Raw genomic sequence first — 25,070 nt, 5'->3', positions numbered from 1 at the left:
TCACTCCGGGCTGGTGATGTCGGTGCCGAACCATTTCTGCGAGATCTCGGTCAGCGTGCCGTTGTCGCGCAGCGTGCTCAGCGCCGCGTCTACCTCATCGCGCAGCGCGGTGCCGGCCTCGTCGTTGCGGAAGGGCAGCGCGTTGTGGATCTCGGAGAAGGGCTTGCCGGCCAGCGCCAGCGGCAGCGGGCTTTCCTGGATCAGCTGCGCGGAGGAGACGCGATCCATCACGAAGGCATCGACCCGTCCCAGCGCCGTGTCCTGGGCGATATTGGACTCGTAGGTCTTGATCTCGACCTCGTCGGCGAAGGGCAACTCGCGCAGCAGCTGCTCGAAGTTCGAGCCGAGGTTCACCGCCACCGTGCGGCCGCGCAGGTCTTCGACGCCGGTGATCGCGTCATTGCCCTCGCGCACCACCACCTGCGCGCCGTCGTAGACGTAAGGTTGGGTGAAGGCGAATTTGGCCTCGCGCTCGGGGGTGATGGTGATCTGGTTGGCGATCGTGTCGATGCGGCCCGCGTCCAGCGCGCCGACGAGACCCGAGAAGGACATGGTCGCGAATTCTACATCAAGGCCGGTTTCTTCACCGATGGCGTTCATCACGTCGACCTCGAAGCCCTGCAGCACATCCTGCTTGACGAAGGTGAAGGGGAAATAGCCGCCCGACATGCCCACCCGCAGGGTCTGGGCCTCCTGGGCGGCGGCGGCCCCGGAAAGCGCGGTGGTGATCGCGGCGGAGAGGATTGTGGCTTTGGCGATGGACTTGAGCATCCTGTCATCTCCTTTGAATTAAGAGCACTAGGTGTCTCCCCCACGCGCAGGGATCAATGGCTCGGAAAAGAAAAGGCCCCTGTCGCCGCGCGACGCGCGTCAGCCGGAACGCCGTTCCGCATTTGACGCCTCCTGCGGAATGCACGTTTGCCCCGGCGGGGCCGCGCTTGATCCTGTCTTCGCCCCGAGACGCATTCCCGCCGGCTGCGCTGCGCGTCGACGCCTGCCTCCGAGATCAGGCCGCCATCAGCCGCGCGCCGGATTCACCGTCGAAATAATGCAAATCGCGTGTGTCGTAGCTCAGAGGGATTGCCGTGTCGCGGCGCAGCGCAATGTCGGGCGCCAGCCGTGCGGTCATCTCGTGGCCACCAAAACGGCAAATCGCCAGCGTATCCGACCCAAGCGGCTCATAGACCTCGACCACCGGCGACAGGCGCGGCGCGGCGCCCTCGGCCCAGATCAGATGCTCCGGGCGGATGCCGACGTCGAGCCTCGTGCCGTCCTGCGCCGGCACCTCGCCGAGATCGAGCGCCCCGTTGCCGACCTGCAGCCGCGGCGTGCCGGTGCTGCGGTCCAGAATGCCCGACAGGATGTTCATCTGCGGCGAGCCGATGAACTCGCCGACAAAGCGGCTGTTGGGGCGATTGTAGAGTTCCATCGGCGGGCCCTCCTGCACGATGCGCCCGGATTTGAGCACCACAACCTTGTCGGCCAAGGTCATCGCCTCGGTCTGGTCGTGGGTGACGTAGATCATCGTCGTGCCCAGCATCGCGTGCAGGCGCTTGATCTCGGTGCGCATCTCGACCCGCAGCTTGGCGTCGAGGTTCGAGAGCGGCTCGTCGAAGAGAAACACCGAAGGCTCGCGCACGATCGCCCGCCCCATGGCGACGCGCTGGCGCTGGCCACCCGAAAGCTGCCCCGGCTTGCGGTCGAGGAAATCGCCGATCTGCAGGATCCGCGCCGCCTCTTCGACGCGACGGGCGATCTCGGCGGGCTTGCCGCCGCGCATCTTGAGCCCGAAGCCGATGTTCTCGCGGATCGTCATATGCGGGTAGAGCGCGTAGTCCTGAAAGACCATCGCCACGTCGCGGCCCTTGGGCTCGACCTCGTTGACCACCCGACCCCCGATGCTCAGCCTACCACCCGAGATCTCCTCGAGCCCGGCAATCATCCGCAGCATGGTCGACTTTCCGCAACCCGAAGGGCCGACGAAGGCCACGAATTCGCCGTCGTCCACCTGCAGATCGACCCCGTGGATGGCACGCAGCGCGCCATATTCCTTGACGATCCCTTCAAGACGGATCTCAGCCATTCTGTCCTCCTCCAATGCCGCTCGAAATTTCAAGGTTGCATTATCGATAATTGGTAGGTTATCGATAATAAGATTTTCGAACAAGCCCCGAATGCGGGGCACGAGGAGGAGCGGCGCGCCATGGCCGTCGAGAGTTTCACCACACCCACCGTGACCGAACTTGTGCCGCGCCAGTCCAGCCGCCGCAGCCATGCGCTCTTCGTTGCGCTGCAAAAGGAGATCGTGCTGGGCCAGCTCGCCCCCGAGCAGGCGTTGACCGAGCTCGATCTGGCGCAGCGCTTCCAGTGCAGCCAGGGCACGGTGCGCGAGGCGTTGATGCAGCTGAGCGAAGCGGGTCTGGTCAAGCGCCTGCCGAACCGCGGCACCCATGTCGCGCCCTGCCATGCCGATGATGCCCGCGCCCTGCTGGAACTGCGCCGCGACGTGGAATGCCGCCATCTCGATCGGGTGGTCCGTCGCGCCGATGCGGCGCTGAAGGGCGATCTGCAGGCGATGCTGAACGCCATGCGCAACGCCGCGCGCGACGGCGACGAATACCTGCTCTCGGTGCACGACCGCGCGTTTCACACGCGTCTCTTCGAAACCGCCGACCTGCCGCTGGTCACGCCCATCCTGACCCGCTGCCTGATCCACAACCACCGCTACAAGATCCTCAACTCGCAGCCCAACCGCGCGCTGGAGGAAACCGCCGAGCGGCATGTGCCGATCCTGCGGGCCCTCGAAGCGCGGGACGTCGAGGCGCTGCGAGGGCTGCTGTCGCACCATATCGCCACCATCGTCGACTTCGGCCCCGACCTGACCAGCGCGGAGGCGCCCCGATGAGCATGACGGCCCCCAGCACGACCATGCAGGCGGTGCTCGACCGGCTTGCCCGCGAGGACGCGGGGCTCGGCGATCCCAGCCTGCTCGAGCCGCAGCACGGGCGGACCCTCGCCGCGCTCGGCAACCTGCGCTGGAACGAGGACCTGCCCGAGATGGCCGAGGCGCGCAACGTGATACACGCAGGGATGCCTGCGCGCCTTGTCGTTCCGCGCAACGATACGGGCCGCGAGGCGATCCTGCACGTGCACGGTGGTGGCTGGGCCTTCTGCTCGCCGATCACACATGAAAGCGCCGCCCGGCGTCTTGCAGAGGCCTGCGCCTGCCCGGTGCTGACCTTCGATTACCGGCTGGCCCCCGAGCACCCCTACCCCGCCGGGCTCGACGACGTGGTCGAGGCGTGGAGCGCGCGCGACCGCAGTCGCCGCTGGAGCCTTGCCGGGGACAGCGCCGGGGCAAATCTCGCGCTTGCCGCCATGCTCCGGCTGCTGGACGAGGGCACCGAGTTGCCCGCGACCGCGCTGCTGTTCTACGGCGTCTACGGCGCGGATTTCGCGACCCCGAGCTATCTTTCCAATGCGGACGGCCCCGGGCTCACCCGCGCCAAGATGATGCGCTACTGGGACTGGTACGCCGCGGCGGATCACCGCACGCAGCCCTGCGTCGCGCCACTCGCCGCCAGCGATGCGCAGCTCAGCGCTCTGCCGCCGCTCTATCTCAACGCCGCCGCGCTCGATCCGCTGCTGTCGGACACCGAACAGCTGGTGGCCCGGCTGCGCGCGCTCGGGCGCGGCGACCGCTATGACCTCTTCAAAGGGGTCGTGCACGGCTTCATGCAGATGGGCAACGCCCTGCCGGAGGCGCGGGAGGCCTTCGTCAAATCCGGGGAGGCCTTTCGGCAGATCACCGCCTGAGGAGGGCGGACAACCAAGGGAGGAGGAAAACATGAAACTCGCAAGGACCCTGGGACTGGCATCCGTGCTGGCTCTCAGCGCCGGGCTCGCCCATGCCGACAGCACGGTGCGCTTCTGGTATCACTTCGACAATGCCGACAACCCGATGGACGCGCTGATCACCGCCTTCGAAGAGGCCAATCCCGGCATTACCGTCGAGGCCGAGAACGTGCCGTGGAACAGTTACTACGACCAGCTCTATACGGCGATCATCGGCGGCAACGCCCCGGATGCGGCGATGGTCAAGGCCTTTGCCCAGCCCCGCCTCGTCGAGATGGGCGCGCTGGCACCGATCGACGATTGGCTGGCAAGCTGGGACGCCACGGCGGGCCTGCAGGACAATCTGATCGACCTGGTGAAGGGCCCCGACGGCAATCAGTACTACCTGCCGGTGCAATACGTGGTGCTCTACCTCTACTACCGGCCGGACATGTTTGCCGAACTGGGACTGGAGGTACCGACCACCTGCGAGGAGTTCCGCGAGGCCGCCAAGGCGCTGACCCGCGACACCGACGGCGACGGGCAGACCGACGTCTACGGATTCGGCTTCCGCGGCAGCAAGGGCGGGCACGACCACTGGGCCAGCTTCGTGTTGGGGGCCGAAGGCGTCAGCCTGACCGAGGGGCTCACCTCGGAGGCGGGCGTGGCCGGCACGCAGTTCGTCGCCGATCTTTTCCAGAAGGACGAGGTCTTCCCGCCCTCAGCGCCCAATGACGGCTTCCAGGAAATCATCGGCGCCTTCAAGGCGGGCAAGACCGCGATGACCATCCACCACATCGGTTCGGCCAACGGCATGGTCGAGGCACTTGGCGACAACGTCTCCGCCGCGCCGGTGCCGGAATGCGGCGGCGGGCGCTGGACCGCCTTCGGCGACGAGAGCACCGCGGTGTTGTCAAGCGCCGAGGATCCCGTGGCCGCCTGGAAGTGGATCAGCTTCCTGTCCTCGGCCGGCAACAACGCCAAGTTCAACGAGGCGACCGGCCAGCTGCCGGTGGTGAAGGCCGACAGCGAAAGCTGGACCCTGCACCCGCAGCGCTTCGTGCAGGCCACCGTCGACAGCCTGCCCTTCGCGCAGATGCTGCCGAACAGCTCCGAGACCGCCGATTTCGTCAACACCATCTGGCCGACCGCCATGCAGCGCGTGCTCACCGGCGACATCACCGCCGAGGAGATGAACGCCGAGATCGCCAAGCTCTACGGCGGCTGACCCGGCGGACCACCCGGCCGGGCGGCATTCTCCCGCCTCCCGGCCGGCCCTTTCCTGCGATTTTCCCCGAGCGATCCGGACAATGACCGACGCAACCATGCCCCATGCCCAGACCCAGGCGGCGCCCCCGCGCCGCGCGCTCGCACGGCGGGTGCTGCCCTACGCGATGCTCTCACCGGCGGTTCTCGTCACGCTTGCGATCGTCTTCTTCCCGATGGTCCAGACCGCCTGGATGAGCCTGCACGACTACGTGCTCTTCCGGCCCAACACCTTCGATTGGGTCGGGCTGAAGAACTTCCGCACTGCGCTGCAGGACGAGGTCTTATGGATTTCGCTTTGGCACACGGTGATCTGGATGTGCACGACTATCCCGGCGCAGCTGCTGCTGGGGCTGGTCACCGCGCTGCTGCTCAACCAGGACTTTCCCTGGCGGCCCGTCGCCCGCGCGCTGATCATCATTCCCTGGGCACTGCCCTCGGTTGTGATCGCGCTGATGTGGGTGTGGATCTATGACAGCAACTACGGCGTCGCCAACGAGTTCCTGCTGCGTCTCGGCCTCATCCAGAAGGCCATCCCCTGGCTCGCCAACCCCGACACCGCGCTGGCGGCGATCATCCTGACCCTGACATGGCAGGGCTTCCCCTTCTTCGCGGTGATGATCCTTGCCGGGCTGCAGTCGATCCCCCGCAGCTACTACGAGGCCGCCTCGATAGACGGCGCAAGCCCCTGGCGGCAGTTCTGGCACATCACCCTGCCCGGCATCTCGGGGGTCATGGTGACCGCGGTACTGCTGCGCACGATCTGGGTGGCCAACAGTTTCGACGTGATCTTCGTCATGACCGGCGGAGGCCCGGGCTATGCCACCTACACGCTGCCGCTCTTCGCCTTCGTCAAGGCGCGCACCAACCTAGATTTCGGCTACGGCTCGGCGATCGCGGTGCTTTTCACCCTGCTGCTGATGCTGGTGGTGGTCGTCTACCTCAAGCGCACCGGAAAGGCGGTTTCCTGATGGCGCTCAAACGACGCTCGACCCCGCGGCGCATCCTGACCGTGGACCTGCCGATGCTGGCGATCCTCGCCTTCACGCTCGGCCCCTACCTGTGGATGTTCCTGACCTCGATCAGCGAGGAGAGCACCCTCTTCACCGAGGGCCCCTCGATCTGGAACGCCACCATCGAGAATTACACCCGGCTTTTCGCCACGGTCGGCTTCGCCGACAACCTGCTCGACAGCCTGATCGTTGCCTCCGGCACTGTCGTGGTGGGGCTCTCGCTCAGCGTGACGGCTGCTTATGCCTTCTCGCGCTTCAACTTCCGCGGCAAGCGGATCCTGATGCTGCAGTTCCTGCTCATCAACATGTTCCCGCTGGTGCTGTTGATCCTGCCGCTCTTTGTGCTGATGCGCGTACTCGGACTGCTCGACACGCATCTGGCGCTGATCATCGCCAATTCCACGGTCGCGATCCCCTTCTCGATCTGGATGATGGTCAGCTACATGAACGGCATCCCGCGCTCGCTCGACGAGGCGGCGATGACCGACGGCTGCACCCGGATGCAGGCGCTGCGCCGGGTGGTGCTGCCGCTCTGCCTGCCGGGGATCATCGCCACCGGCATCTACATATTCATCACATCTTGGAACGAGTATCTCTACGCGCTCACGCTGGGCGGGCGGAACGTGCGCACGATCACCGTCGCCGTTCAGACCCTGATCGGCGAGTACGAGGTGCAATGGGGCCTGCTGACCGCGGGCGGCATCGTCGGCGCGCTGCCCGCGACCGTGCTCTTCCTGGCGGTGCAGAAACGCCTGATCTCCGGCCTGACTCAGGGCGCGGTAAAGGGCTGACGAAAGGACGAGGACTTGGACAACCCCATCGGCATCATCTCCATGCAGTTCACCCGGCCGTTCACCGGCAAGGACCTGCATTACTTCCGGAAATCCGCTGACCTCGGCTTTGACTTCGTCGAGCTGCTGGTGCCCGAACCCGAGGACGCACTGCCCCTCTCCGACGTGCGCAAGGCCGCCGAGGACGCGGGTATCTTCACCGTGCTGGCGGCACGGGTAAACCCGCAACGATCCATCGCGTCGGACGATGCGGTCAACCGGCAAGGCGGGCTCGACTACCTAAAGCATTGCGTCGATGTCGCCGCCGAACTGGGCGCGCGCATCGTCGGCGGCCCGCTCTACGGCGAGCCGATGGTCTTTGCCGGACGGCCCCCGGTGCCGCGCAGCGACGGTGACATCGCCGCCCGCGCCGAGCGCACCATCTCGGGCCTCGCCGAAGTCGCCCCCCCGGGCGCGGGCCGCCGGGATCACCTTTGCCGTCGAGGCGCTGAACCGTTTCGAAACAGACATCCTGTCGACCACGCGGCAGGCCGTCGAGGTGGTCGACGCGGTGAACGATGCCGGGCTGAAGCTGATGCTCGACACGTTTCACATGAACATGGAGGACCGCTCGATCCCCGACGCGATCCGCCTCGCCGGGGACCGCATCGCGCATTTCCAGGCCAATGAGAACCACCGCGGGCACCCCGGCACCGGCCACCTCGACTGGCCCGCGATCATGCGCGCGCTGCACCAGGTGGACTACAGCGGGCCCATCTCACTCGAGCCGTTCCGCCGCGCCGACGACCGCGTCGCCCTGCCGATCGCCCATTGGCGCGCCCCGCGCGAGGACGAGAGCGCCAAGCTGCGCGCCGGTCTCGGCGTCATCCGAAACGCCCTTGCCCTTGCGGAGGTCGACCAATGATCAATATTGGCTGGATCGGCTGCGGCCGCCACGCCCGCCAGATGCTGCTGCCGCAGCTCGGTCGCAACGACATCCGCATCGCCGCGCTCTGCGACCGGGATGGCGCGGCGCTCGAACGCACCGGCACCGAATACGGCGTGTCGCGCCTCTGCTCGGATTTCCGCGAGCTGATCGCCACGCCGGGGCTCGACGCCATCGGCATGGCGGTGGGCCCGGAGTTGCACCGCGCCGCCAGCATCGCCGCGCTCGAGGCCGGGCTGCCGGTCTTCATGGAAAAGCCCCCCCGCCGCCACCGCCGAGGGCGCCCGCGAGGTCGCCCGCGCCGCCGAGAAGGCGGGCAAGCCGGTGATCGTCGGCTTCATGAAGCGCTATTCCACCGGCAACCGGATCGCGATGAACGAGGTGCGGAGCGGGAATTTCGGCGATGTGCTCGGCATCACCGGCGCCTATATGACCGCCCCCACATATTTCGAGCGCGAGCCCGATTACACCGGCTTCTACCTGCATCACTGCGTGCATTACATGGACCTGATCCCCTGGTTCGCCGGCGAGGATTTCGGCGACATGCAGGTACGCTCTGTGTCGCCGCAGCCGGGCAAACTGCTGCTGCACCTCAACTTCACCACGGCGGGCGGGGTGATCGGCAACGTGGTGATGGGCACAGTGCAATCGCGCGGCACGCCAATGGAGGAGATCCGCATCATGGGCGATCACGCGCGGCTGCACGTGGACAACATCATCAATGTCGCGCTCTACCGCGACCCCCCCGTTCAAGGCCGAGGACCCCGCCGCGCGGCTCGACCCGGCCTGCGACACGCTGAGCTGGACGCCGAATTTCACCGCCGCCGCCAACGAGGACCATAAAGGCTACGCCGCGTTGCTGGCCGATGCCGCGGCGGTGCTGCGTGGCGAGAGCCGCGATGTGCCCGACATTGGCGACGGGGTGCGGGCCATGGAGCGCCTGGAGCGGATGATCGCGCAGATCGGCCCCTGAACGGGCCCTGCGCCCGGCAAAGCGGCCATGGGCGCCCCACCTCCGTCCCCAACTGAGAGCGATCAGGACCCGGTGTTTGCTCCGGTGCTCTCGCGCAGCACGAGCACCGGTTCGATCTCATGTCCCGAGGTCTCTGCGCCGTCCATCCGTCGCAGGATGCGTTCGCCGATGATCCGCCCCATCTCGCGCGGGGCGACGGCGATGGTGCTCAGACCGGGAACGCATTGCGCGGCAATGTCAAAATCGCCGAACCCCAGCAGCGACATGCGCCCAGGGACCGCCACGCCCTGGCGGTGGCATTCCATCAGCGCGCCGAAGGCCATGGTGTCGGAGATCGCGAAGACCGCGCTCACCTCTGGATGTTCGCGCAGCAACCGCGCCATGCTGTCGGCGCCCTGTCCATGGCGGATCGGCACCTGCGCCTGGCGGATGATCAGTGGCGTCGGCAGCCCGAGCCGCCGCGTCGCCTCCTGGAAGCCACGCAGGCGCTGCTCTCCGCGGTAGTCCTTGAGGTCGGCGTCCAGCGAGCCGCCGATCGCCGCCAGCCGGAGGTGGCCCAGCGAGGCGAGATGCTCGGCGGCGACCTCGCCGGCACGGCGGTTGGAAAAGCCGATGCAGAGATCGATCGGGTTGTCGGTCTGCTCCCAGGTCTCGATAACCGTGATGCCGCTGGCATGCAGCATGCGCGAGGTCTCGCGGCTGTGCGCGGTGCCGACCAGCACAAAGGCGTCGGGACGGCGCGCCAGCATGATGCGCACCAGTTCCTCCTCCTTCTCGAGGCTGTGGCCGCTGTGGCCGATCAGCGGCTGGTACCCCGCCGGCAGCAGCACCTCGGAGATGCCCTCGGCGAGATCGGCGAAGTTCACGTTGGCGAGCGTCGGCAGCGAGAGCGCGACGATGCGCGAGCGCTTCGAGGACAGCGCGCCGGCGTTCTGGTCCGGCACGTAGCCGGTCTGCAGCACCGCCCGCTGCACCTTGCTCAACGTCTCCGGACTCACCCGGTCGGGCATCGACAGCGCCCGCGAGACGGTCATCACCGACACCCCGGCGAGCGCGCCGACATCCTTCATCGTCGGCCGCCCGGTGCCGGCTTTCCTGCCTGTCTGCCTCTCGGCCATGCTGCCATCCCTTCAACGCTCTCACCGCTGCGTGAGAACGATAACATCATTTTTGTCCTGCGGAGGGAATGCCTGATTCGCCGCCGCTTTCCCATCAGCAAGCACCAGTAATGAACCCAAGGGAATTGGGACATGAATTCATGGAAACCCTTTCTGCAACTCTGCCCGTTTGCTCACCTTTCAGCCGCCCGAGCGCCCCAAATCGCCGCAAACGATGATATCGATAACGCGTTGACAGTCAGGGGCTGGCATCCGTAGCCTCATGGGTGTTGGTCCGGTGAAAATGGGCCGCAGGAGCTGACGCTTCTTCATAAAATTCAAGCTATCTCCCCAACAGAGAGGAACCGGGATCATGTCCATGAGACGTCCTGTTTGGCCGACCATGTCTTCGGCCGCCGCACTGCTTGCGCTCGGCTTGTCGTTCACTGCGCCGCTGGCACCGGCCTCGGCCGCCGAACCGGCACGTGGCGGCGAGATGACCATCATCAACGGCTCGGACATCAAGGGCTGGGATCCGGCGGTGACCAACTCGACCTACCCGGGCGGCCCGATGGATGTGCTCGACGCGATCTACGGCTTCATCGTCTACGTCGACGTCAACGGCGTGGTGCAGGGCGGGATGGCGAAAAGCCTGACCAGCGACGACGCGGTGACCTGGACGCTGAAGCTGCGCGATGGCCTGACCTTCACCGACGGCACGCCCTATGATGCCGAGGCGGTGAAGTACAACTGGGAGCGCGCCGCGGATCCCGACACGCTGGCCTCTGCCGGGACCTGGGCCGCGACCTGGGCCGGCGGCATGGAAGTGGTCGATCCGCTGACCCTGAAGATCACCCTGCCCGCCCCCAACGCCATCTTCGCGCAGCAGGTCGCCGAGCTGGTGCCCTTCATTGCCTCGCCCAAGATGCTCGAGGCCGCGGGCACCGACAAGACCAAGCTACAGCCGGTCGGCGCCGGCGCCTTCACCCTCGAGAGCTGGGATCAGGGCATCGGCATGACGCTGGCGCGCAACCCGGACTACTGGGATGCACCGCGCCCCTATCTCGACACGCTGAAGTTCAAGATCATCCCCGAGACCAACAGCCGGATCTCGACCGTGGTGCAGGGCGGCGCGACGATGATGGCGGGCTACACCTACCAGTTCGGCAACAACGCCGAGGCGCCCGGCGTGGCCACCAAGGAGATCCCGATCCGGGGCATCTACCGCGGCTACTTCAACTTCGAGAACGGTATCTTCCAGGACCTGCGCGCGCGTGAGGCCTTCTATGCCGCGATCGACCGCGGCCGGCTGATGCAGGCCTACACCCAGACCAAGGGCTACACCGCCCCCGACAACTACTTCGGCGAGAGCTCGGCCTATTTCGCGCCCGACTACAAGGTGCCCGGCTACGATCCCGAGAAGGCGCAGGAGCTGATCGACGAACTGGCCGCCGACGGCAAGCCCTTCGAGGTCAACATCGTGACCTACCCGAACTCGGACATGAAGCGGCTCGCGGAATACGTCCAGCAGGTGATCAACGCCTACGACAATGCCAGCGCCAAGATCACCGAGGTCGCCATGGCCAACCTGCGCGACACCTGCAACCAGCAGCTCGCCTATGACGTCTGCTTTGACGGCGGCGCGCTGGTCTCGAACGGCGCCGAGCCGAACATATCCAAGCTGCTCGGCACCGGTGGGGCACTGAACTGGAGCCACTACTCCAGCCCCGAGATGGACAAGCTGCTCGCCGCGGCCACCGAGACCGTAGACGAGGCCGAGATCAAGGCCGACTACGCCGAGGCGCAGAAGCTCTTCGCCGAGGACCTGCCCTTCTACATTTTCGGCGAGGACCACCGTCACCTGCTGCTGCGCGACGACACCGGCGGCGTGGTGAACTCGAACGGCGGCATCCTGCAGAAGCAGTACCTCTTCGTCTGCGACGCAGCCTGCGTCGAGTGATCGCTCCCCGTGCCGGGCGGCCCTGCCGCCCGGTGTGCACTGCGGCCCGTCAAGGGCCGCCCCTTTTTTCAAACGTTATCAGAACCGACAAGGCAAAGACCGATGCTGAACAAATCCCCGCGCGTGACATTCCGCGAGCTGATGTCCAAGGGGCAGGTTTTCACTCCCTGCGTTTGGGACTGCTACTCGGCCAAGGCCGCCGAGATGGCGGGCTTCGAGGCCATCCTTCTGTCCGGCGCATCGCTGGGGTTCAGCATGTCGGGCGTGCCCGACCTCGGGCTGCACAACCAGGAGGAACTGGTCTGGGCCACCGACCGCATCGCCGACTACTCGCCCCTGCCGCTGATCATCGATGCCGATGACGGCTTCGGCGACGTGGTCAACGTCTACCGGACCTGCCACCGCCTGGCCAAGGCTGGCGCCGCGGCGATCCTGATCGAGGACACCCCCAACGAGCGCGGCTTCGCCCGCTTCGGCGCGGCGATGGAGAAGGCCACGCTCGAGGGCCGCGTCGACGGCAACGTGCCCCACCCGGTGGTCTCGCGCGAGCATTGGCTGGCCAAGATCAAGGCGGCGATCGAGGCCTGCGAGGGCACCGATTGCGTGGTCATCGCCCGCACTGAGGCAAAGCTCGAGTTGGGTCTCGAGGAGGCGATCGTGCGCTGCGAGATGGCCGAGAAGCTGGGCGCCGAGATGACCTATGTGCACGCCCTGCGCACGCTCGAGGAATGCAAGAAGGTGGCCGCGCGGCTGCCCGGCTGGAAGATGTTCGGCGACGTTGCCTGGGTCAATGGCAAGCCCTTCGTCACGCTCGAGGAAATCGCCGATCTCGGCTTCAACCTCGTCACCATGCACTACCTCGAGAAAGGCTCGATGTATGGCATGATGGACTATGGCCGCCGGGTGTTCGCTGAACAGTCGACACGCTATGCCGACGAGCACGACATGGGCGGGCTGACCGACAAGGAACGCCGCGCCTCGGTCGAGCGGGACCGTGGCTGGATGGAGGGCGACGCGCGCTGGAACGCGCTCTGAGCTCCGCCACCCCCAAGGGCCAAGCCAGAACAAGGACGACTATGCACTCCTCAGCCACCCCCTATCTCAAGGCACTCGGGACCCGGCTTCTTGCCGGCATCCCGGTGCTGCTGCTGGTGACCTTCGCGGCCACGGCTCTATCTGACCTGATGGCCGGATCGGCGGCGCAGGCAATCCTCGGCGAGTTCGCCACGCCCGAGCAGATCGCTCAGCTCAACGCCGCCTATGGCTACGACCTGCCGGCCTGGCAGCGCTACCTGCGTTGGCTGGGCAACGCGCTGCAGGGGGATCTCGGGCACACGCTCTACAGCCAGCAGCCGGTGGCGCAGGTGCTTTTCGACCGGGCGCTGGTGACCTTCGAGATCGCCTTTGCCGCCATGATCTTCTCGCTGGCGGTCGCGGTGCCGCTGGCGCTTGCCATGGCAGCCCGGGCCGGGGGACGGCTCGACAGCGCCCTGCGCTTCGCTGCCAGCGCCATGCTGGCGGTGCCGACCTTCGTGTCGGTGGTGGTGCTGAGCCTCTTGTTCTCGATCTTCCTGCGCTGGCTGCCGGCGACCGGCTGGGTGCCCTTCTTCGACGACCCGCTCGGCAACCTGCGCCACCTGATCCTGCCGGTGATGTGCCTGAGCGTGCACCAGGTGGCCTATTTCTTCCGCGTCGCCCGCAACGAGTTCCTTGCAACGCTGCAGCAGGACTTCATCGCCTCGGCCCGCGCCAAGGGTTTTTCGACGCGCTACATCCTGTGGCACCACGTGCTGCGCCCGTCGCTTCCGCAGGTGCTGACGGTGATGGGCCTGTCGATGACCTACCTGCTCGGCGGCTCCTTCATTGTCGAGAGTTTCTTCGCGATCCCCGGCATCGGCTGGACGGTGCTTTCGGCGGTGCAGGACCACGATCTCGCGATGGTGCAGGCGATCCTCGTGCTGACCGTGCTGATTTTCGTGCTGGTCTTTGCGCTGGTCGATCTCGGCTACGCGCTCATTGACCCGCGCGTTGAGGTGAAATGACATGACCCCCGGCAAGACCCACGACACCACCACCGCGCTGCCGCCGCACCGCGCCGAGCTGGCACGCGGCTGGCGCGCCGGGATCGCCCGCATGCGCTTTCCGCAGAGCAGCCCGCTCGAGGCCTTCTCGATCCTCTTCCTGATCGGCCTCGTGCTGATCGCGGCCTTCGCCGATTTCATCCCCGGGCTGGTCAATCCGAACTTTCCCTACGGCGATTTCTCCGCCCCGCCGAACTGGACCCTGAACGGGCTCTTCGGCACCGACGGGCTGGGCCGCAGCATCCTGTCGCGGGTGATCTACGGCGCCCGGCAGACACTGATCATCGTCACCGCAGCGACAGTGATTTCGATGGTCTGCGGCATCTTCCTCGGGATGCTCGCCGGCTATTTCCGCGGCTTCGCCGAGCACGGCGTCGATCTCTTCGCCAACACCATGTCGTCGCTGCCGCCAGTGCTGATCATCCTCGCACTCGTCTCGGTCACCGGGACTTCGGTGCTGACCATGACGCTGACGCTGGGCATCCTCGATATTGGCACCTACGCCCGGATCACCAAGGGCGGGGTGATCAGCCAGAACGACCGCGACTACGTGCTCGCGGCCCGCGCGCTGGGTGCTGGCCACGGCCGGGTGCTGCTGCGCGAGATCCTTCCCAACCTCGTGCCGACGCTCACCGCGGTGGTGCCGCCGCTGATGGCGGGGCTGATCATCACCGAGGGCTCGCTCAGCTTCCTTGGCTTCGGCATCCCTGCTCCGGCGCCGAGCTGGGGCGGCATGATCGCCGGCTCGACCGATCTCATCAGCCGCTTCCCGCTGCTGATCTTCGGGCCGATCCTCGCCATCGTGCTGACCGTCTACGCGCTCAACACCGTCGGCGACTTTCTCGCCCGCCGGGTCGACATCCGCGAAAGGCAGCTCTGATGGCCCCGCAACCGCAGCACACGCTTCTCGACATCCGCAACCTGCACCTGCGGCTGCCCTCGCCAAAGGGCGAGCTGCACCTGCTCAACGACATCTCGCTGACACTCGAGCGCGGTCGGACGCTGGGCATCGTCGGCGAGAGCGGCGCCGGCAAGTCGATGCTGATCCGCGCGATCATGGGGCTCGCCTCGCGCAAGGCGCGCATCTCGGGCGAAATCCGCTTCGACGGCGACACGATCACCGGCATGCCCGAGGCGCGGCGGCGCAGGCTGCTCGGCGCGCGGGTGGGGGTGGTGTTCCAGAACCCCACCGCTTCGCTCAACGCCTTCGAGCGCGTTGGCCCGCAGGTCAGCGAGGCGGCGCGGGTGCACCGGGGCATCTCGGCCGAAGAGGCGCGGGAGCTGGCGATCTCGCTGCTCGAACGGGTCGGCATCCCGGACGCCGCGAGCTGCCACGACCGCTACCCGCACGAGTTCTCGGGCGGCATGAAACAACGCATCATGATCGCCTCGGCCCTAGCCATCGAACCCGACCTGCTGATCGCCGACGAGGCCACCACGGCGCTCGACGTGACGGTGCAGAAGGAAATCCTCGACCTACTGCAGATCCTCCAGGCCGAGACCGGCATGGGGATGATTCAGGTCACCCACAACCTTGGCGTGGTCGCCGGGCGCACCGACGAGGTGGCGGTGATGTATGGCGGGAGGCTGGTCGAGACCGGCCCCACCCGGGCGGTCTTCGAGGCGCCGGGCCATCAATACACCCAGCGTCTGATCGCCGCCGTGCCGAGCCTGCAGGCGCCGATCGACCAGGAGCTGGTCAGCATCCCCGGCCAGCCGCCCGACCGGCTGATCGGCATCCGCGCCTGCCCCTTCGCACCGCGCTGCGCCGCTGCGACGCCGCTGTGCTCCGAAACCATGCCGGTGCTCGCCCCGGCGGGAGACGATGGGCACAAGGCCGCCTGCCACCACCCGCCGCGCGTGCCGGCACAGACCCTGGAGGGCGCCCGATGACCGCTCCGCTGCTTCACGTCCGCAACCTTTCCGTCACTTTTCCGCGCGGACGGCAGAGCTTCAAGGCGGTCGACGACGTGTCCATCGATCTCGGCCCGACCGAGGCGCTCGGCCTCGTCGGCGAGAGCGGCTCTGGCAAGACCACCATCGGCCGCGCGGTGCTGCGGCTGCTGCCCTTCGCCGAGCGCAACGTGTCCGGCGAGATCGATTTCCACGGCCGCCCGCTGACTGCCGCGAAGGCGGCCGAACTCAAGGCCTTCCGGGCGCAGGCGCAAATGGTCTTCCAGGACCCGGTATCTTCGTTCAACCCGCGCCGGAGGATCGAGGAGATCGTCGCCGAGGGGCTGCGGATCCAGGGTGTCGGCAAGACCGAAATAGCCGAGAGGGTCGACACCGCGCTGGCCGAGGTCGGGATGAGCCGCAGCATGGTCGAGGGCCGTCGTCCGCACCAGTTTTCCGGCGGGCAGTGCCAGCGCATCGCCATCGCCCGGGCGCTGGCCCTGCGCCCCGAGATGCTGGTCTGCGACGAGCCGGTCGCCTCGCTCGACGTGTCGGTGCAGGCACGGGTGCTGAACCTGCTGCGCGACATGCGCCGCGCCCGCAGCTTGGCGATGATCTTCATCTCGCACGACCTTGCCGTGGTGCGCAGCATCTGCGACCGCATCGCGGTGCTCTACATGGGGCGGATCGTCGAGATCGGCGACGTGCGGCAGATCTTCGAGCGCCCGGCGCATCCCTACACCCGGACGCTGCTTGATGCGGTGCCGGTACCAGACGCACGCGCCAAGGTGGTGCCGAGCCCCGAGCGGGCTGTGCGGGCCTCGCGGCTCGAGGAGGAGGGTGGCTGCGCCTTCCGCACCCGCTGCCCCTTTGCGCAAGACATCTGCGCGCGGGTCCGGCCCGAGTTGGCCACCACGCCCCTCGGCCAGCAGGCGGCCTGCCATTTCCCCCTTCCCGCGGCGGCGGTCCCGGCCTGAGCCGGGCGCCGTAGCCCTGCCTACTTGCCGAGCCCGCGCCAGCGGGTGATGTCGCTGTCGATGCCAAAGAGGTCGAGCGCCCGGCCCACCGAGTGGTTCACCAGGTCATCGATGCTCTGCGGCTCGGCGTAGAAGGCGGGCATCGGCGGCGCGATGATCGCGCCCATCTCGGCAGCGGCGGTCATGCTGCGTAGGTGGCCGAGGTGCAGCGGGCTCTCGCGCACCATCAGCACCAGCGGTCGGCGCTCCTTGAGCACCACGTCCGCGGCGCGGGTGAGCAGCGTCGAGGTGACCCCCGAGACGATCTCCGACAGGGTGCGGATCGAACAAGGCGCGACGATCATCCCCAGCGTGCGGAACGAGCCACTGGCGATCGTCGCGCCGACGTTGCCGACCGCGTGGATCTCGTCGCAGCGCGCCTCCAGATCGCGCAATCCCAGCCCGCATTCCGACCGCAAAGTCAGCTCGCCCGAGCGGCTGACCACGAGATGCGTTTCGACCCCGGCCGCGCGCAGCATGTCGAGGCAGCGCAGCCCGTAGATGGCCCCTGAGGCCCCGGAAATTCCGACGACGATTCTGCTTTCGGCCACCTGCTGCACCTTGTTTAGTCCGTACGTGTAATAGGCCCTCTTCAAGCACTCGGCGGGAGACCATGGAAAGAGAAAAATTTTGCACCTCGGTTTTTGCCGAGATGGTAAAGTTCTACGGATTAAGCGGAATTTCCGGTGAATGCCTGAATCTTCAGCATGAGTTTGACGCGGATGTGCCGATTTTCCTGATTTGCGTGCTTGCCGACAGGGCCGGCCAGGGGCTCTCGGACCCCGCCTTTTCCGACTGGATCGGCTCCGCCACCGAATGGCGCGAGACGGTCATCAGGCCGCTCCGCTCTGTCCGGGTGACGCTCAAGCCAAAGGTCGCGGACCCCGCCGCAAACGCCTTGCGCGAAAGGATAAAGGCGGTCGAGCTGGAGGCAGAGAAGCTGCACATCGAGGCGCTTGCCGATGGGTTTCTGGCGGGCGCCGGCGAGGGCGATCTGGCACCGCGCTACCTGCGCCTGCTGGGCCTCGGCGAGGCGGAGATCGCGCGCAGGATGGCACCGTTCCTAGCCGCAGATACATCCTGAGATTGTATTCCCTCAGGCCATGACCTGCGGCGAACTTGGAATTTGAGTTCAGCCCTCAAGCCGACCAAGACATGGTCCGAGAAATACAGATCGAGGACCCTATGGCTGATTTTGACAGGGTGGTGCGCGGCACGCTCGTTACCGAAGAAGGCGTGATCGAGAACGGCTACGTCGCGATCGCGGGCGGCAAGATCGCCCGCCTTGGCCAGGGAGTCGCGCCCGCCGCCGTGCAGACCGACGATTTCGGCAGTGCCTACATCCTGCCCGGGGCGATCGACCCGCAGGTGCACTCGCGCAGCCAGGGCGACCAGGAGGATTTCATCTGGTCGACGCGTTCCGCGGCGGCCGGCGGCGTCACCACCATCGTCGACATGCCCTACGACCAGGGCGTGCTGATCTCGACGCCCGATCTGCTGAGGGAGAAGGCCGCCGAAGCCGCCGAGCAGGCCCGCGTCGATTTCGCCCTCTATGCCACGATCAACCCGCACCACGGCGTGTCGCAGATCGCCGGCCTGGCCGAGGCAGGGGCCGCGGCGTTCAAGTTCTCGACCTTCGAGACGGACCCGGTGCGCTTTCCCCGGATCACCACGCCGCTCCTGCACGCCGCCTTCGCCGAGGTTGCCAAGACCGGGCTCATCGCCGGCGTGCACAACGAGAACCAGGAGATGATCGAGGCCGCCATGGCCCGGGTCAAGGCCGCAGCGATCACCGACTACCGGGCCCATACCGCCTCGCGCCCCGCGGCCTCCGAGACGCTGGCGATCGCCGAGGTCTACGAGATCGCCCAGGACACCGGCTGTTCGGGCCATATCGTGCATTGCTCGCTCGGCCGCGGCTACGAGATGGCCGAAAGCTATCGCGCGCAGGGGGTCGATGCGACCATCGAGGCCTGCATCCACTACCTCGTCTGCTGCGAGGAGGAGGATGTCTCGCGGCTGGTCGGCAAGGCCAAGTGCAACCCGCCGATCCGCGCCCGTGCCGAGCGCGAGGCGCTCTGGGATCACCTGGCGCGCGGAAATATCACCGTGGTGTCGACCGATCACGTCTCGTGGAGCCTCGAGCGCAAGTCCTCTCCGGTGATGCTTGAGAACAGCTCGGGCATGCCGGGGCTCGAGGTCATGGGCAGCCTGCTGATCGACGGCCTCGTTGCGCGCGGTCTGCCGCTGACCCATGCGGCGAAGCTGCTGTCGGGCAATGCCGCGCGGTTGTTCCGCATCTCGGACCGCAAGGGCCAGCTCGCGGTGGGCTGCGACGCCGACATCGCGGTCTACGCGCATCGCCCGCGCGTCTACGATGCCGCCGCCTCCGGGCACAATGTGGTCGGCTGGAGCCCCTACGAAGGGCGCGCCATCCAGCACGCTGCCATCGCCACCTTCCTGCGCGGTGAGCTGGTCTTCGACGGCACCGAGGTGCTGGCGGCGCCCGGCACCGGCAGCTGGGTCAAGCCCACGCGCCCGGTCGCCGCGGCTCTGGCGGCGGAGTGACCATGACCGCGACGCCCGACATCGACGCATCCGCGCTCTGGTCCGACATCGAGGCGCTGGCCGGGATCACCGATCCCGACCGGCCCTGGACCCGGCGCTCCTTCTCCAGGCTCTTCCTCGAGGGCCGGGACTGGCTGCGCGCGGCCTTCGAGGCCGAGGGGCTTTCGGTGCGCATTGATCCCGCGGGCAACCTGATCGGCCGGATTGAGGGCCGCGAGCTGCCCGAGCGCGTGGTGATGACCGGCTCGCACAGCGATACCGTGCCCGACGGCGGCCGCTTCGACGGCATCGGCGGTGTGCTCGCCGGGCTTGCCGCGATCCGCGCCATGCGGGCGGCGGGCTACCAGCCGCGGCACAGCCTCGAGCTGGTGGATTTCCTTGCCGAGGAGCCCAGCGAATGGGGCCTCTCCTGCGTCGGCAGCCGCGGCATGGCCGGGGCGCTCGGCGCGCGGGAACTGGCACTGACCGGGCCGGGCGGCGAGACACTGGCCGACGCCATCGATCGCATCGGCGGCGATGTTGCGCGGCTCGACGAGGCCCGGCGTGACGACCTCGCTGCATATGTCGAGTTGCACATCGAGCAGGGCATGGTGCTGGAGCGCGAGCAGGTGCCGGTGGGCGTGGTTTCCGGGATTGCCGGTGTGGTGCGGCTGAAGCTCGCCTTCGCGGGCGAGGCAGGTCACGCAGGCACAACGCTGATGTCCCTACGCCAAGATGCCAGCCTCGCCCTCGCGCGCTTCCAGCTGGCGATGCGCGATGCGGCGATCGCCGCGGCAGCGGCGGGCGAAGGGCATTTCGTCGCCACCATCGGCGTCGTCGACATCCTTCCGGGCGGCGCCAACGTCGTGCCCGGCCGCGCCGAGATCATCATCGACATGCGCGCCGAGAGCAGCACGCTCATGACCCGGCAGGTGGCGCTCTTCCGCCAGCTTGCCGAGGCGGCGGCGGCGGCCGAGGGCTGCAGGCTCGACGCCTTCACCCAGATCAGCAACGTCGCCCCCGCCGCCTGTGCGCCCGCGCTGCGCGAGATGATCGCCGTCTCGGCCGCCGAGCGCCAGATGGCGAGCCGAGAGCTGGCCTCGGGTGCCGGACACGACGCGGTGTTCCTGTCGCAGATCGCCCCGGCGGCGATGATCTTCGTGCCCTCGAAGGGCGGGCTCAGCCATTGCCCCGAGGAATGGACCAGCCCCGAAGAGATGGCCGCTGGCGCCCGCTGCCTGCTCGACACGCTCCTCAAGGCCGATGCGGCCTGACTCATGAAAGACACCACGATGACGCTTCCTGAAAACGCCGCCGACAAGACCAACAGCTTCCGCGGCTTCATGGCGCTGCTGCAGGCGCGCGGCGAGCTGGCCGAGATCGCCACGCCGGTGGACCCGGACGGGTTCGAGCTTTCGGCCATGGCCTCGGCGCTGCACGATGGACCCGCGGCGATCTTCACCCAGACCGGACCCACCGGAATGCCGGTGGTTGCCAATGTGCTCAACTCGATCGACCGGGTCGCGCTGGGGCTCGGCCTGACCCGCGCCGACCTGCCAACGGCGATTTCCGATGCCATCGGTCGCCCCGTCGCGCCCAAGGTGGTCGAGACCGGCGCCTGCCAGGAGGTCGATCTCGGCAAGGACCTCTCCGCCCTGCCGATCCCGCGCTTCTTCGAACACGAGGGCGGCCCCTACATCACCGCCGGCTGCATCGTCGCCAAGGACAGCGCCGCGGGCATCGCCAACCTCTCCTATGCGCGCCTGCGCCCCACCGGGCCGGACACCGCGCTGATCGGCATCGCGCCCAACCATCACCTTGCCGTCATGGCCCGCGCCGCCGCCGCCCGCGGCGAGGAGCAGCCCATCGCCATCACCCTCGGCAACGCGCCCTCGGTGCTGCTGGCCGCGGCGCTCTACCTCAAGCTCGGGGATGACGAGATGGAAGTGGCCGGCGCGCTCGAGGGGGCACCCATCGACTGCGTACGCTGCAAGACCTCCGACCTGCTGGTGCCCGCCGATTGCGAGATCGTCATCGAGGGCGTGATCGACCCCGAAGAGCGGGTGCACGAAGGGCCGGTCAGCGAATACCACGGGATGTACGAGGACTACGGCCCCGGCCAGCTGGTGCGGATCACCAAGATCACCGCCCGCCGCAATGCGATGTTCCAGGCCATCGTGCCGGGCTTCCACCTCGAGCATCTTCTGATCGGCGGCGTGTCGATCGCGGCGGGGCTCGAGAGCCATCTCAAGGGCATCATCCCCTCGGTGCGCCGCGTGGCCATCGACAACTCGGGCTGCGGCCGCCTCTCGGCGGTGGTGACTCTGGCCGAGGGCCATCACCTCGGCGATCCGAAGAAGGCGATCCTCGGGGCGCTCTCGGCGGTCAACCTTGTGAAACACGTCACCGTGGTGGACGAGGACGTCGACCCCTGGGACGAATTCGCCGTGCGCACCGCGGTGATGACCCGGATGCGCGCCGAGCGTGACATCGTCATCGTTCCCGGCATGCGCACCGACCGCTCCGAGCCGATGAAGCTTGGCGGGACGATCACCAACTACGGGTTCGTCGCCACCCGCCGGGCCGACGACCGGCCCGACTGGACGCCGGCGCTGCCGCCGCAGGCAGCCTATGACGCGACCGCCGGGATCGTTGCCCGCATCCGCGCCGGGGCGCGGCGCGCCGAGGAGACGGGGGAGGCCGCACCCGACTGAGGCGCGGTGAAGACGGGAGGAGGACAAGCAAAGACAAACATCCCCAACAGTGAGCAATCCCATGATCAGGACCACCCGACGCCAGTTCACGGCCCTTGCCGCCGCCGCCGCAGTCACCCCTGCCGCGGCCTTCGCCGAGGACAGCTACACGCTCAAGATCCACAGCTTCTCGGGCCCGCAGGCCCCCGAGGCGATCCACATGGTGCTGCCCTTCATCGAGGCGGTCGAGGCCCAGTCCAACGGCCGGCTGAAGATCGAGTTCTACCCCTCGATGCAGCTCGGCGGCTCCGCTTCTGACCTCGTCGAGCAGATGGAAGATCAGGTGGTCGACATCATCGTCGGCATCCCCGGGCTGACCCCCGGACGCTTCTCGGGTCTCGAGGGCATGGACATGCCCTTCACCAATGTCGGCACCTCGGCGGGCCAGACCGGCGCGCTGCTCACCTTCGCCGACAACTGGCTGATGGAGGACGAGTTCGCCGGCATCAAGATCCTGCACATGCACGCCACCGATGCCGCGGTTCTCCACACGGTCGACACGCAGGTCTCGAGCATGGACGACATGCAGGGCCTGAAGGTCCGCGCCCCCGGTCGCTATACCGGCGAGGCGGTCAAGGCCTGGGGCGGCACCCCGATCGGGCTCAGCCTCGGCGAGACCTACGAGGCGCTCGAGCGGCACCAAGTCGACGGCATGACCATCAACTGGGCCATCGTCACCCCCTACAAGCTGCAGGAAGTCACCAAGTACCACATGGAGACGCCGCTTTATCAGAACGCCATCTTCGTGCTGATGAACCAAGGCAGCTTCGAAGCGCTCCCCGAGGACCTGCGGGCGGTGATCGACGCCAACATCGGCTTCGAGAAGTCGGTCGAGATCGCCGACCAGATCGACGGGCTGACCGCGGACGCCAAGGAAACCATCACAGCCGAGGGCGGCACGCTCTACGCGCTGCCGGAAGACCAGATCGCGGCATGGAAGGCCTCTGTCGAGCCTGTCTACGAGATCTGGATCGAGGAGATGAACAAGCGCGGCCTGCCCGGCCAGGAGATGTTCGACGACCTGATGGCCATCACCGCGAAATTCGGGCGCACCGAATGAGCGCATCGCGCGACGACGCCCTGCACGCAAGTGCAGGGCGGACCCTGGAGCGGGTCTGCCATGGGCTTGCCCTGATCGGCGGGCTGTTCATGGTCGCCGCCATGCTGACGCTGGTGGTGCACGTGCTCGGAAATGCCTTCGGTCATCCCATCCTCGGTGCGGACGAGATCGTCGAGCTGCTCATCGGCGCGTCGATCTTCTGCTTCCTTGCGCCGTGCCACCTGCAGGGCGCGAATATCGTGGTCGACTATTTCTCAAAGCCGCTGCCCGAGGTGGTTCGCAACATCTCGGACGTGGTGGTGACGCTGGTTTTCGCGCTGATCGCGGCGCTGCTCACCTGGCGGCTGACGGTCGGCGGGAACTCGGCCTTCGTGCGCAACAAGCAGTCGATGTTCCTCGGCCTGCCGGAGTGGCCCACATACCTCGTCGGCGCAATCGCCGGCGTGATCTGGGTGATCACCATCCTCTACACCACCTGGACCGCGCTGCGCGTGGCCACCGGGCGCCAGGCGCGCAAGCCGGAGGCAGCCCTCCATGGATAAGTTCGATATCGGCCTGATGATGTTCGCCGCCGCGCTGATCCTGATCGCGCTGCGGATGACCGTGGCCGGGGCCATGCTGCTCGCCGGGATCGCCGGCTACGCGATGATCACGGGCCTCTCGCCGGTGCTCTCGACGCTGAAGTCGATGACCTTCGCCAAGTTCTCCAGCTACCAGCTCTCGGTGCTGCCCTTCTTCCTGCTGATGGGCGAATTCGCCACGCGCGGCGGGATGAACACCCGGCTCTTCGCCGCGGCGCGGGCCTGGCTCGGGCATTGGCGCGGCGGGCTGGCGGTGGCCACGATCGGCGGCTGCGCCGCCTTCGGCGCGATCTCCGGCTCGTCGCTGGCCACCGCGGCGACCATGTCCAAGGTCGCCCTGCCGGAGATGCGCAAGATGGGCTACGCGCCCTCGCTGGCCACCGGCACGCTCGCGGGCGGCGGCACGCTGGGCATCCTGATCCCGCCCTCGGTGATCTTGGTGATCTACGCCATCTACACCGAACAGTCGGTGGGGCTGCTCTTCGTGGCGGCGCTGCTGCCGGGGCTTGTCGCGGTGATCCAATACGCGCTCGTCGTGATCCTCTGGGCGCTGTTCAAGCCAGAGGCCGCCCCGTCGGTGCCCCGCGCGAGCTGGCGCGCGCGCTTCGAGACCACCCGGGCGGTCTGGCCGATCCTCATCGTCTTTGCCGTGGTGGTGCTGGGCATCTACCTCGGGTGGTTCTCGCCCACCGACGGCGCCGCCGTCGGCGCCTTCGCGACGCTGGTGCTGGCAGTTGTCAGCGGCGGGCTGCGCTGGAAGGGCTTCGTCGAGAGCGTCATTGCGGCGGGGATCACCTCGGCCATGATGTTCCTGATCATGTTCGCGGCCGAACTCTTCTCGGCGGCGCTGGCGCTGTCGCAGCTGCCCAATGAGATCTCGCATTGGATTGGCGGGCTGGCGCTGCCGCCGGTGATGATCCTGCTGTGCCTGCTGATCATCTACATAATCCTCGGCTGCTTCATGGAAAGCCTGGCCATGGTGCTGCTGACGCTACCGGTCTTCGTGCCGGTGATGACCAGCCTCGACTTCGGCATGACGTCCGACGCCGTGCTGATCTGGTTCGGCATCCTCGTGCTGATGAGCGTCGAGACCGGGATGATCTCGCCGCCCTTCGGGATGAACCTGTTCCTGATCAACTCCATCGCCAAGGACGTGCCGATCCAGCAGACCTACCTCGGCGTGCTCGGCTTCTACGCGATGGACATCCTCCGGATCCTGCTCGTGCTCTTCGTGCCCGGCCTCGCGCTCTGGCTCACCGGGCTGGGCTGACCCCTCACTC

Annotated in this window: 25 protein-coding genes and 1 pseudogene; 22 read left to right on the top strand and 4 right to left on the bottom strand. The window is 67.3% G+C overall.

Features of this window, described 5'->3' with window-relative positions; genetic code table 11:
- Together CLG85_RS00570 and CLG85_RS00565 are read right to left on the bottom strand one after the other, a co-directional pair.
- On the bottom strand, positions 1 to 771 hold the full coding sequence (locus CLG85_RS00570; RefSeq protein WP_095880818.1) for an amino acid ABC transporter substrate-binding protein: 771 nt from the start codon (positions 769 to 771) through the stop codon (positions 1 to 3).
- A gap of 235 nt (positions 772 to 1,006) precedes the next feature.
- Positions 1,007 to 2,083, bottom strand: coding sequence for an ABC transporter ATP-binding protein (locus CLG85_RS00565; protein WP_260348177.1), 1,077 nt, complete (start codon positions 2,081 to 2,083; stop codon positions 1,007 to 1,009).
- Between the two features lie 120 nt (positions 2,084 to 2,203).
- Here CLG85_RS00565 and CLG85_RS00560 point away from each other — a divergent pair, with 120 nt between their 5' ends.
- From CLG85_RS00560 to CLG85_RS00520, 9 genes and pseudogenes are all read left to right on the top strand, one after another.
- Positions 2,204 to 2,905 (top strand): GntR family transcriptional regulator, encoded by a 702-nt coding sequence (locus tag CLG85_RS00560; protein WP_095880816.1) that lies wholly within the window; start codon positions 2,204 to 2,206, stop codon positions 2,903 to 2,905.
- A complete protein-coding gene (locus CLG85_RS00555; RefSeq protein WP_176476473.1) occupies positions 2,902 to 3,816 on the top strand; it encodes an alpha/beta hydrolase in 915 nt (304 codons plus the stop codon). Before CLG85_RS00560 ends, CLG85_RS00555 begins: the two co-directional genes overlap by 4 nt.
- Positions 3,817 to 3,847: 31 nt before the next feature.
- Positions 3,848 to 5,062, top strand: a complete 1,215-nt coding sequence (locus tag CLG85_RS00550; protein ID WP_095880815.1) for an ABC transporter substrate-binding protein — start codon at positions 3,848 to 3,850, stop codon at positions 5,060 to 5,062.
- A gap of 82 nt (positions 5,063 to 5,144) precedes the next feature.
- The gene (locus CLG85_RS00545; protein WP_176476472.1) at positions 5,145 to 6,071 is read left to right on the top strand and encodes a carbohydrate ABC transporter permease; all 927 of its coding nucleotides are present in this window, start codon (positions 5,145 to 5,147) and stop codon (positions 6,069 to 6,071) included.
- Positions 6,071 to 6,904: a carbohydrate ABC transporter permease gene (locus CLG85_RS00540; protein WP_095880814.1), complete on the top strand. Its 834-nt coding sequence runs from the start codon at positions 6,071 to 6,073 to the stop codon at positions 6,902 to 6,904. The genes CLG85_RS00545 and CLG85_RS00540 overlap by 1 nt, the downstream gene beginning before the upstream one ends.
- A 42-nt stretch (positions 6,905 to 6,946) precedes the next feature.
- Positions 6,947 to 7,291 (top strand): annotated as a pseudogene (locus CLG85_RS00535) (TIM barrel protein); the annotation flags it as partial.
- Between the two features lie 4 nt (positions 7,292 to 7,295).
- Positions 7,296 to 7,808 carry a sugar phosphate isomerase/epimerase family protein gene (locus CLG85_RS00530; RefSeq protein ID WP_260348175.1) on the top strand — a complete coding sequence of 171 codons (513 nt, stop codon included), beginning with the start codon at positions 7,296 to 7,298 and terminating at the stop codon, positions 7,806 to 7,808.
- Positions 7,805 to 8,629 (top strand): Gfo/Idh/MocA family protein, encoded by an 825-nt coding sequence (locus CLG85_RS00525; RefSeq protein WP_311734926.1) that lies wholly within the window; start codon positions 7,805 to 7,807, stop codon positions 8,627 to 8,629. Before CLG85_RS00530 ends, CLG85_RS00525 begins: the two co-directional genes overlap by 4 nt.
- Positions 8,551 to 8,802, top strand: a complete 252-nt coding sequence (locus tag CLG85_RS00520; protein ID WP_260348174.1) for a hypothetical protein — start codon at positions 8,551 to 8,553, stop codon at positions 8,800 to 8,802. Before CLG85_RS00525 ends, CLG85_RS00520 begins: the two co-directional genes overlap by 79 nt.
- A gap of 62 nt (positions 8,803 to 8,864) precedes the next feature.
- Here CLG85_RS00520 and CLG85_RS00515 read toward each other — a convergent pair whose 3' ends face one another.
- Complete coding sequence (locus tag CLG85_RS00515; RefSeq protein WP_095880811.1) at positions 8,865 to 9,920, bottom strand: LacI family DNA-binding transcriptional regulator; 1,056 nt, start codon at positions 9,918 to 9,920, stop codon at positions 8,865 to 8,867.
- Positions 9,921 to 10,278: 358 nt separating this feature from the next.
- Between CLG85_RS00515 and CLG85_RS00510 the strand changes: the two genes are divergently transcribed.
- The 6 genes from CLG85_RS00510 (at position 10,279) to CLG85_RS00485 (ending at position 16,810) form a co-directional block, all read left to right on the top strand.
- The gene (locus tag CLG85_RS00510) at positions 10,279 to 11,859 is read left to right on the top strand and encodes an ABC transporter substrate-binding protein (protein ID WP_217989685.1); all 1,581 of its coding nucleotides are present in this window, start codon (positions 10,279 to 10,281) and stop codon (positions 11,857 to 11,859) included.
- Positions 11,860 to 11,961: 102 nt separating this feature from the next.
- Positions 11,962 to 12,894 carry an isocitrate lyase/PEP mutase family protein gene (locus CLG85_RS00505; RefSeq protein ID WP_095880809.1) on the top strand — a complete coding sequence of 311 codons (933 nt, stop codon included), beginning with the start codon at positions 11,962 to 11,964 and terminating at the stop codon, positions 12,892 to 12,894.
- Between the two features lie 41 nt (positions 12,895 to 12,935).
- The gene (locus CLG85_RS00500; protein WP_095880808.1) at positions 12,936 to 13,901 is read left to right on the top strand and encodes an ABC transporter permease; all 966 of its coding nucleotides are present in this window, start codon (positions 12,936 to 12,938) and stop codon (positions 13,899 to 13,901) included.
- Between the two features lies 1 nt (position 13,902).
- Positions 13,903 to 14,820 (top strand): ABC transporter permease, encoded by a 918-nt coding sequence (locus CLG85_RS00495; protein ID WP_095880807.1) that lies wholly within the window; start codon positions 13,903 to 13,905, stop codon positions 14,818 to 14,820.
- On the top strand, positions 14,820 to 15,833 hold the full coding sequence (locus tag CLG85_RS00490; protein ID WP_095880806.1) for an ABC transporter ATP-binding protein: 1,014 nt from the start codon (positions 14,820 to 14,822) through the stop codon (positions 15,831 to 15,833). Before CLG85_RS00495 ends, CLG85_RS00490 begins: the two co-directional genes overlap by 1 nt.
- On the top strand, positions 15,830 to 16,810 hold the full coding sequence (locus tag CLG85_RS00485; RefSeq protein ID WP_095880805.1) for an ABC transporter ATP-binding protein: 981 nt from the start codon (positions 15,830 to 15,832) through the stop codon (positions 16,808 to 16,810). Before CLG85_RS00490 ends, CLG85_RS00485 begins: the two co-directional genes overlap by 4 nt.
- Before the next feature lie 20 nt (positions 16,811 to 16,830).
- Here CLG85_RS00485 and CLG85_RS00480 read toward each other — a convergent pair whose 3' ends face one another.
- Positions 16,831 to 17,400, bottom strand: a complete 570-nt coding sequence (locus CLG85_RS00480; RefSeq protein ID WP_095880830.1) for a UbiX family flavin prenyltransferase — start codon at positions 17,398 to 17,400, stop codon at positions 16,831 to 16,833.
- Positions 17,401 to 17,462: 62 nt separating this feature from the next.
- On the opposite strand from CLG85_RS00480, the gene CLG85_RS00475 reads away from it, so the two are divergent.
- The 7 genes from CLG85_RS00475 (at position 17,463) to CLG85_RS00445 (ending at position 25,060) form a co-directional block, all read left to right on the top strand.
- Positions 17,463 to 17,933 (top strand): TIGR02444 family protein, encoded by a 471-nt coding sequence (locus CLG85_RS00475; protein ID WP_095880804.1) that lies wholly within the window; start codon positions 17,463 to 17,465, stop codon positions 17,931 to 17,933.
- A gap of 101 nt (positions 17,934 to 18,034) precedes the next feature.
- Positions 18,035 to 19,417, top strand: a complete 1,383-nt coding sequence (ertD, locus tag CLG85_RS00470; protein ID WP_095880803.1) for a hydantoin-5-propionate amidohydrolase — start codon at positions 18,035 to 18,037, stop codon at positions 19,415 to 19,417.
- Between the two features lie 2 nt (positions 19,418 to 19,419).
- Positions 19,420 to 20,670: an N-carbamyl-l-glutamate amidohydrolase ErtE gene (gene ertE, locus CLG85_RS00465; RefSeq protein ID WP_095880802.1), complete on the top strand. Its 1,251-nt coding sequence runs from the start codon at positions 19,420 to 19,422 to the stop codon at positions 20,668 to 20,670.
- An 18-nt stretch (positions 20,671 to 20,688) separates the two neighbouring features.
- Positions 20,689 to 22,110, top strand: a complete 1,422-nt coding sequence (locus CLG85_RS00460) for a UbiD family decarboxylase (RefSeq protein WP_176476471.1) — start codon at positions 20,689 to 20,691, stop codon at positions 22,108 to 22,110.
- Positions 22,111 to 22,171: 61 nt separating this feature from the next.
- Entirely contained in the window at positions 22,172 to 23,209 is a 1,038-nt protein-coding gene (locus CLG85_RS00455) for a TRAP transporter substrate-binding protein (RefSeq protein ID WP_095880800.1), read from the top strand.
- On the top strand, positions 23,206 to 23,751 hold the full coding sequence (locus CLG85_RS00450; RefSeq protein WP_260348162.1) for a TRAP transporter small permease: 546 nt from the start codon (positions 23,206 to 23,208) through the stop codon (positions 23,749 to 23,751). Before CLG85_RS00455 ends, CLG85_RS00450 begins: the two co-directional genes overlap by 4 nt.
- A complete protein-coding gene (locus CLG85_RS00445; protein ID WP_260348161.1) occupies positions 23,744 to 25,060 on the top strand; it encodes a TRAP transporter large permease in 1,317 nt (438 codons plus the stop codon). Before CLG85_RS00450 ends, CLG85_RS00445 begins: the two co-directional genes overlap by 8 nt.
- Positions 25,061 to 25,070 lie beyond the last annotated feature (10 nt).

The organism is Alloyangia mangrovi, from assembly GCF_002300555.2.
In the GTDB taxonomy this organism is placed as follows: Bacteria; Pseudomonadota; Alphaproteobacteria; order Rhodobacterales; family Rhodobacteraceae; genus Salipiger; species Salipiger mangrovi.
Note: the sequence above shows the minus strand (reverse complement) of the source record. Positions and strands in the feature narration are given on the sequence as shown.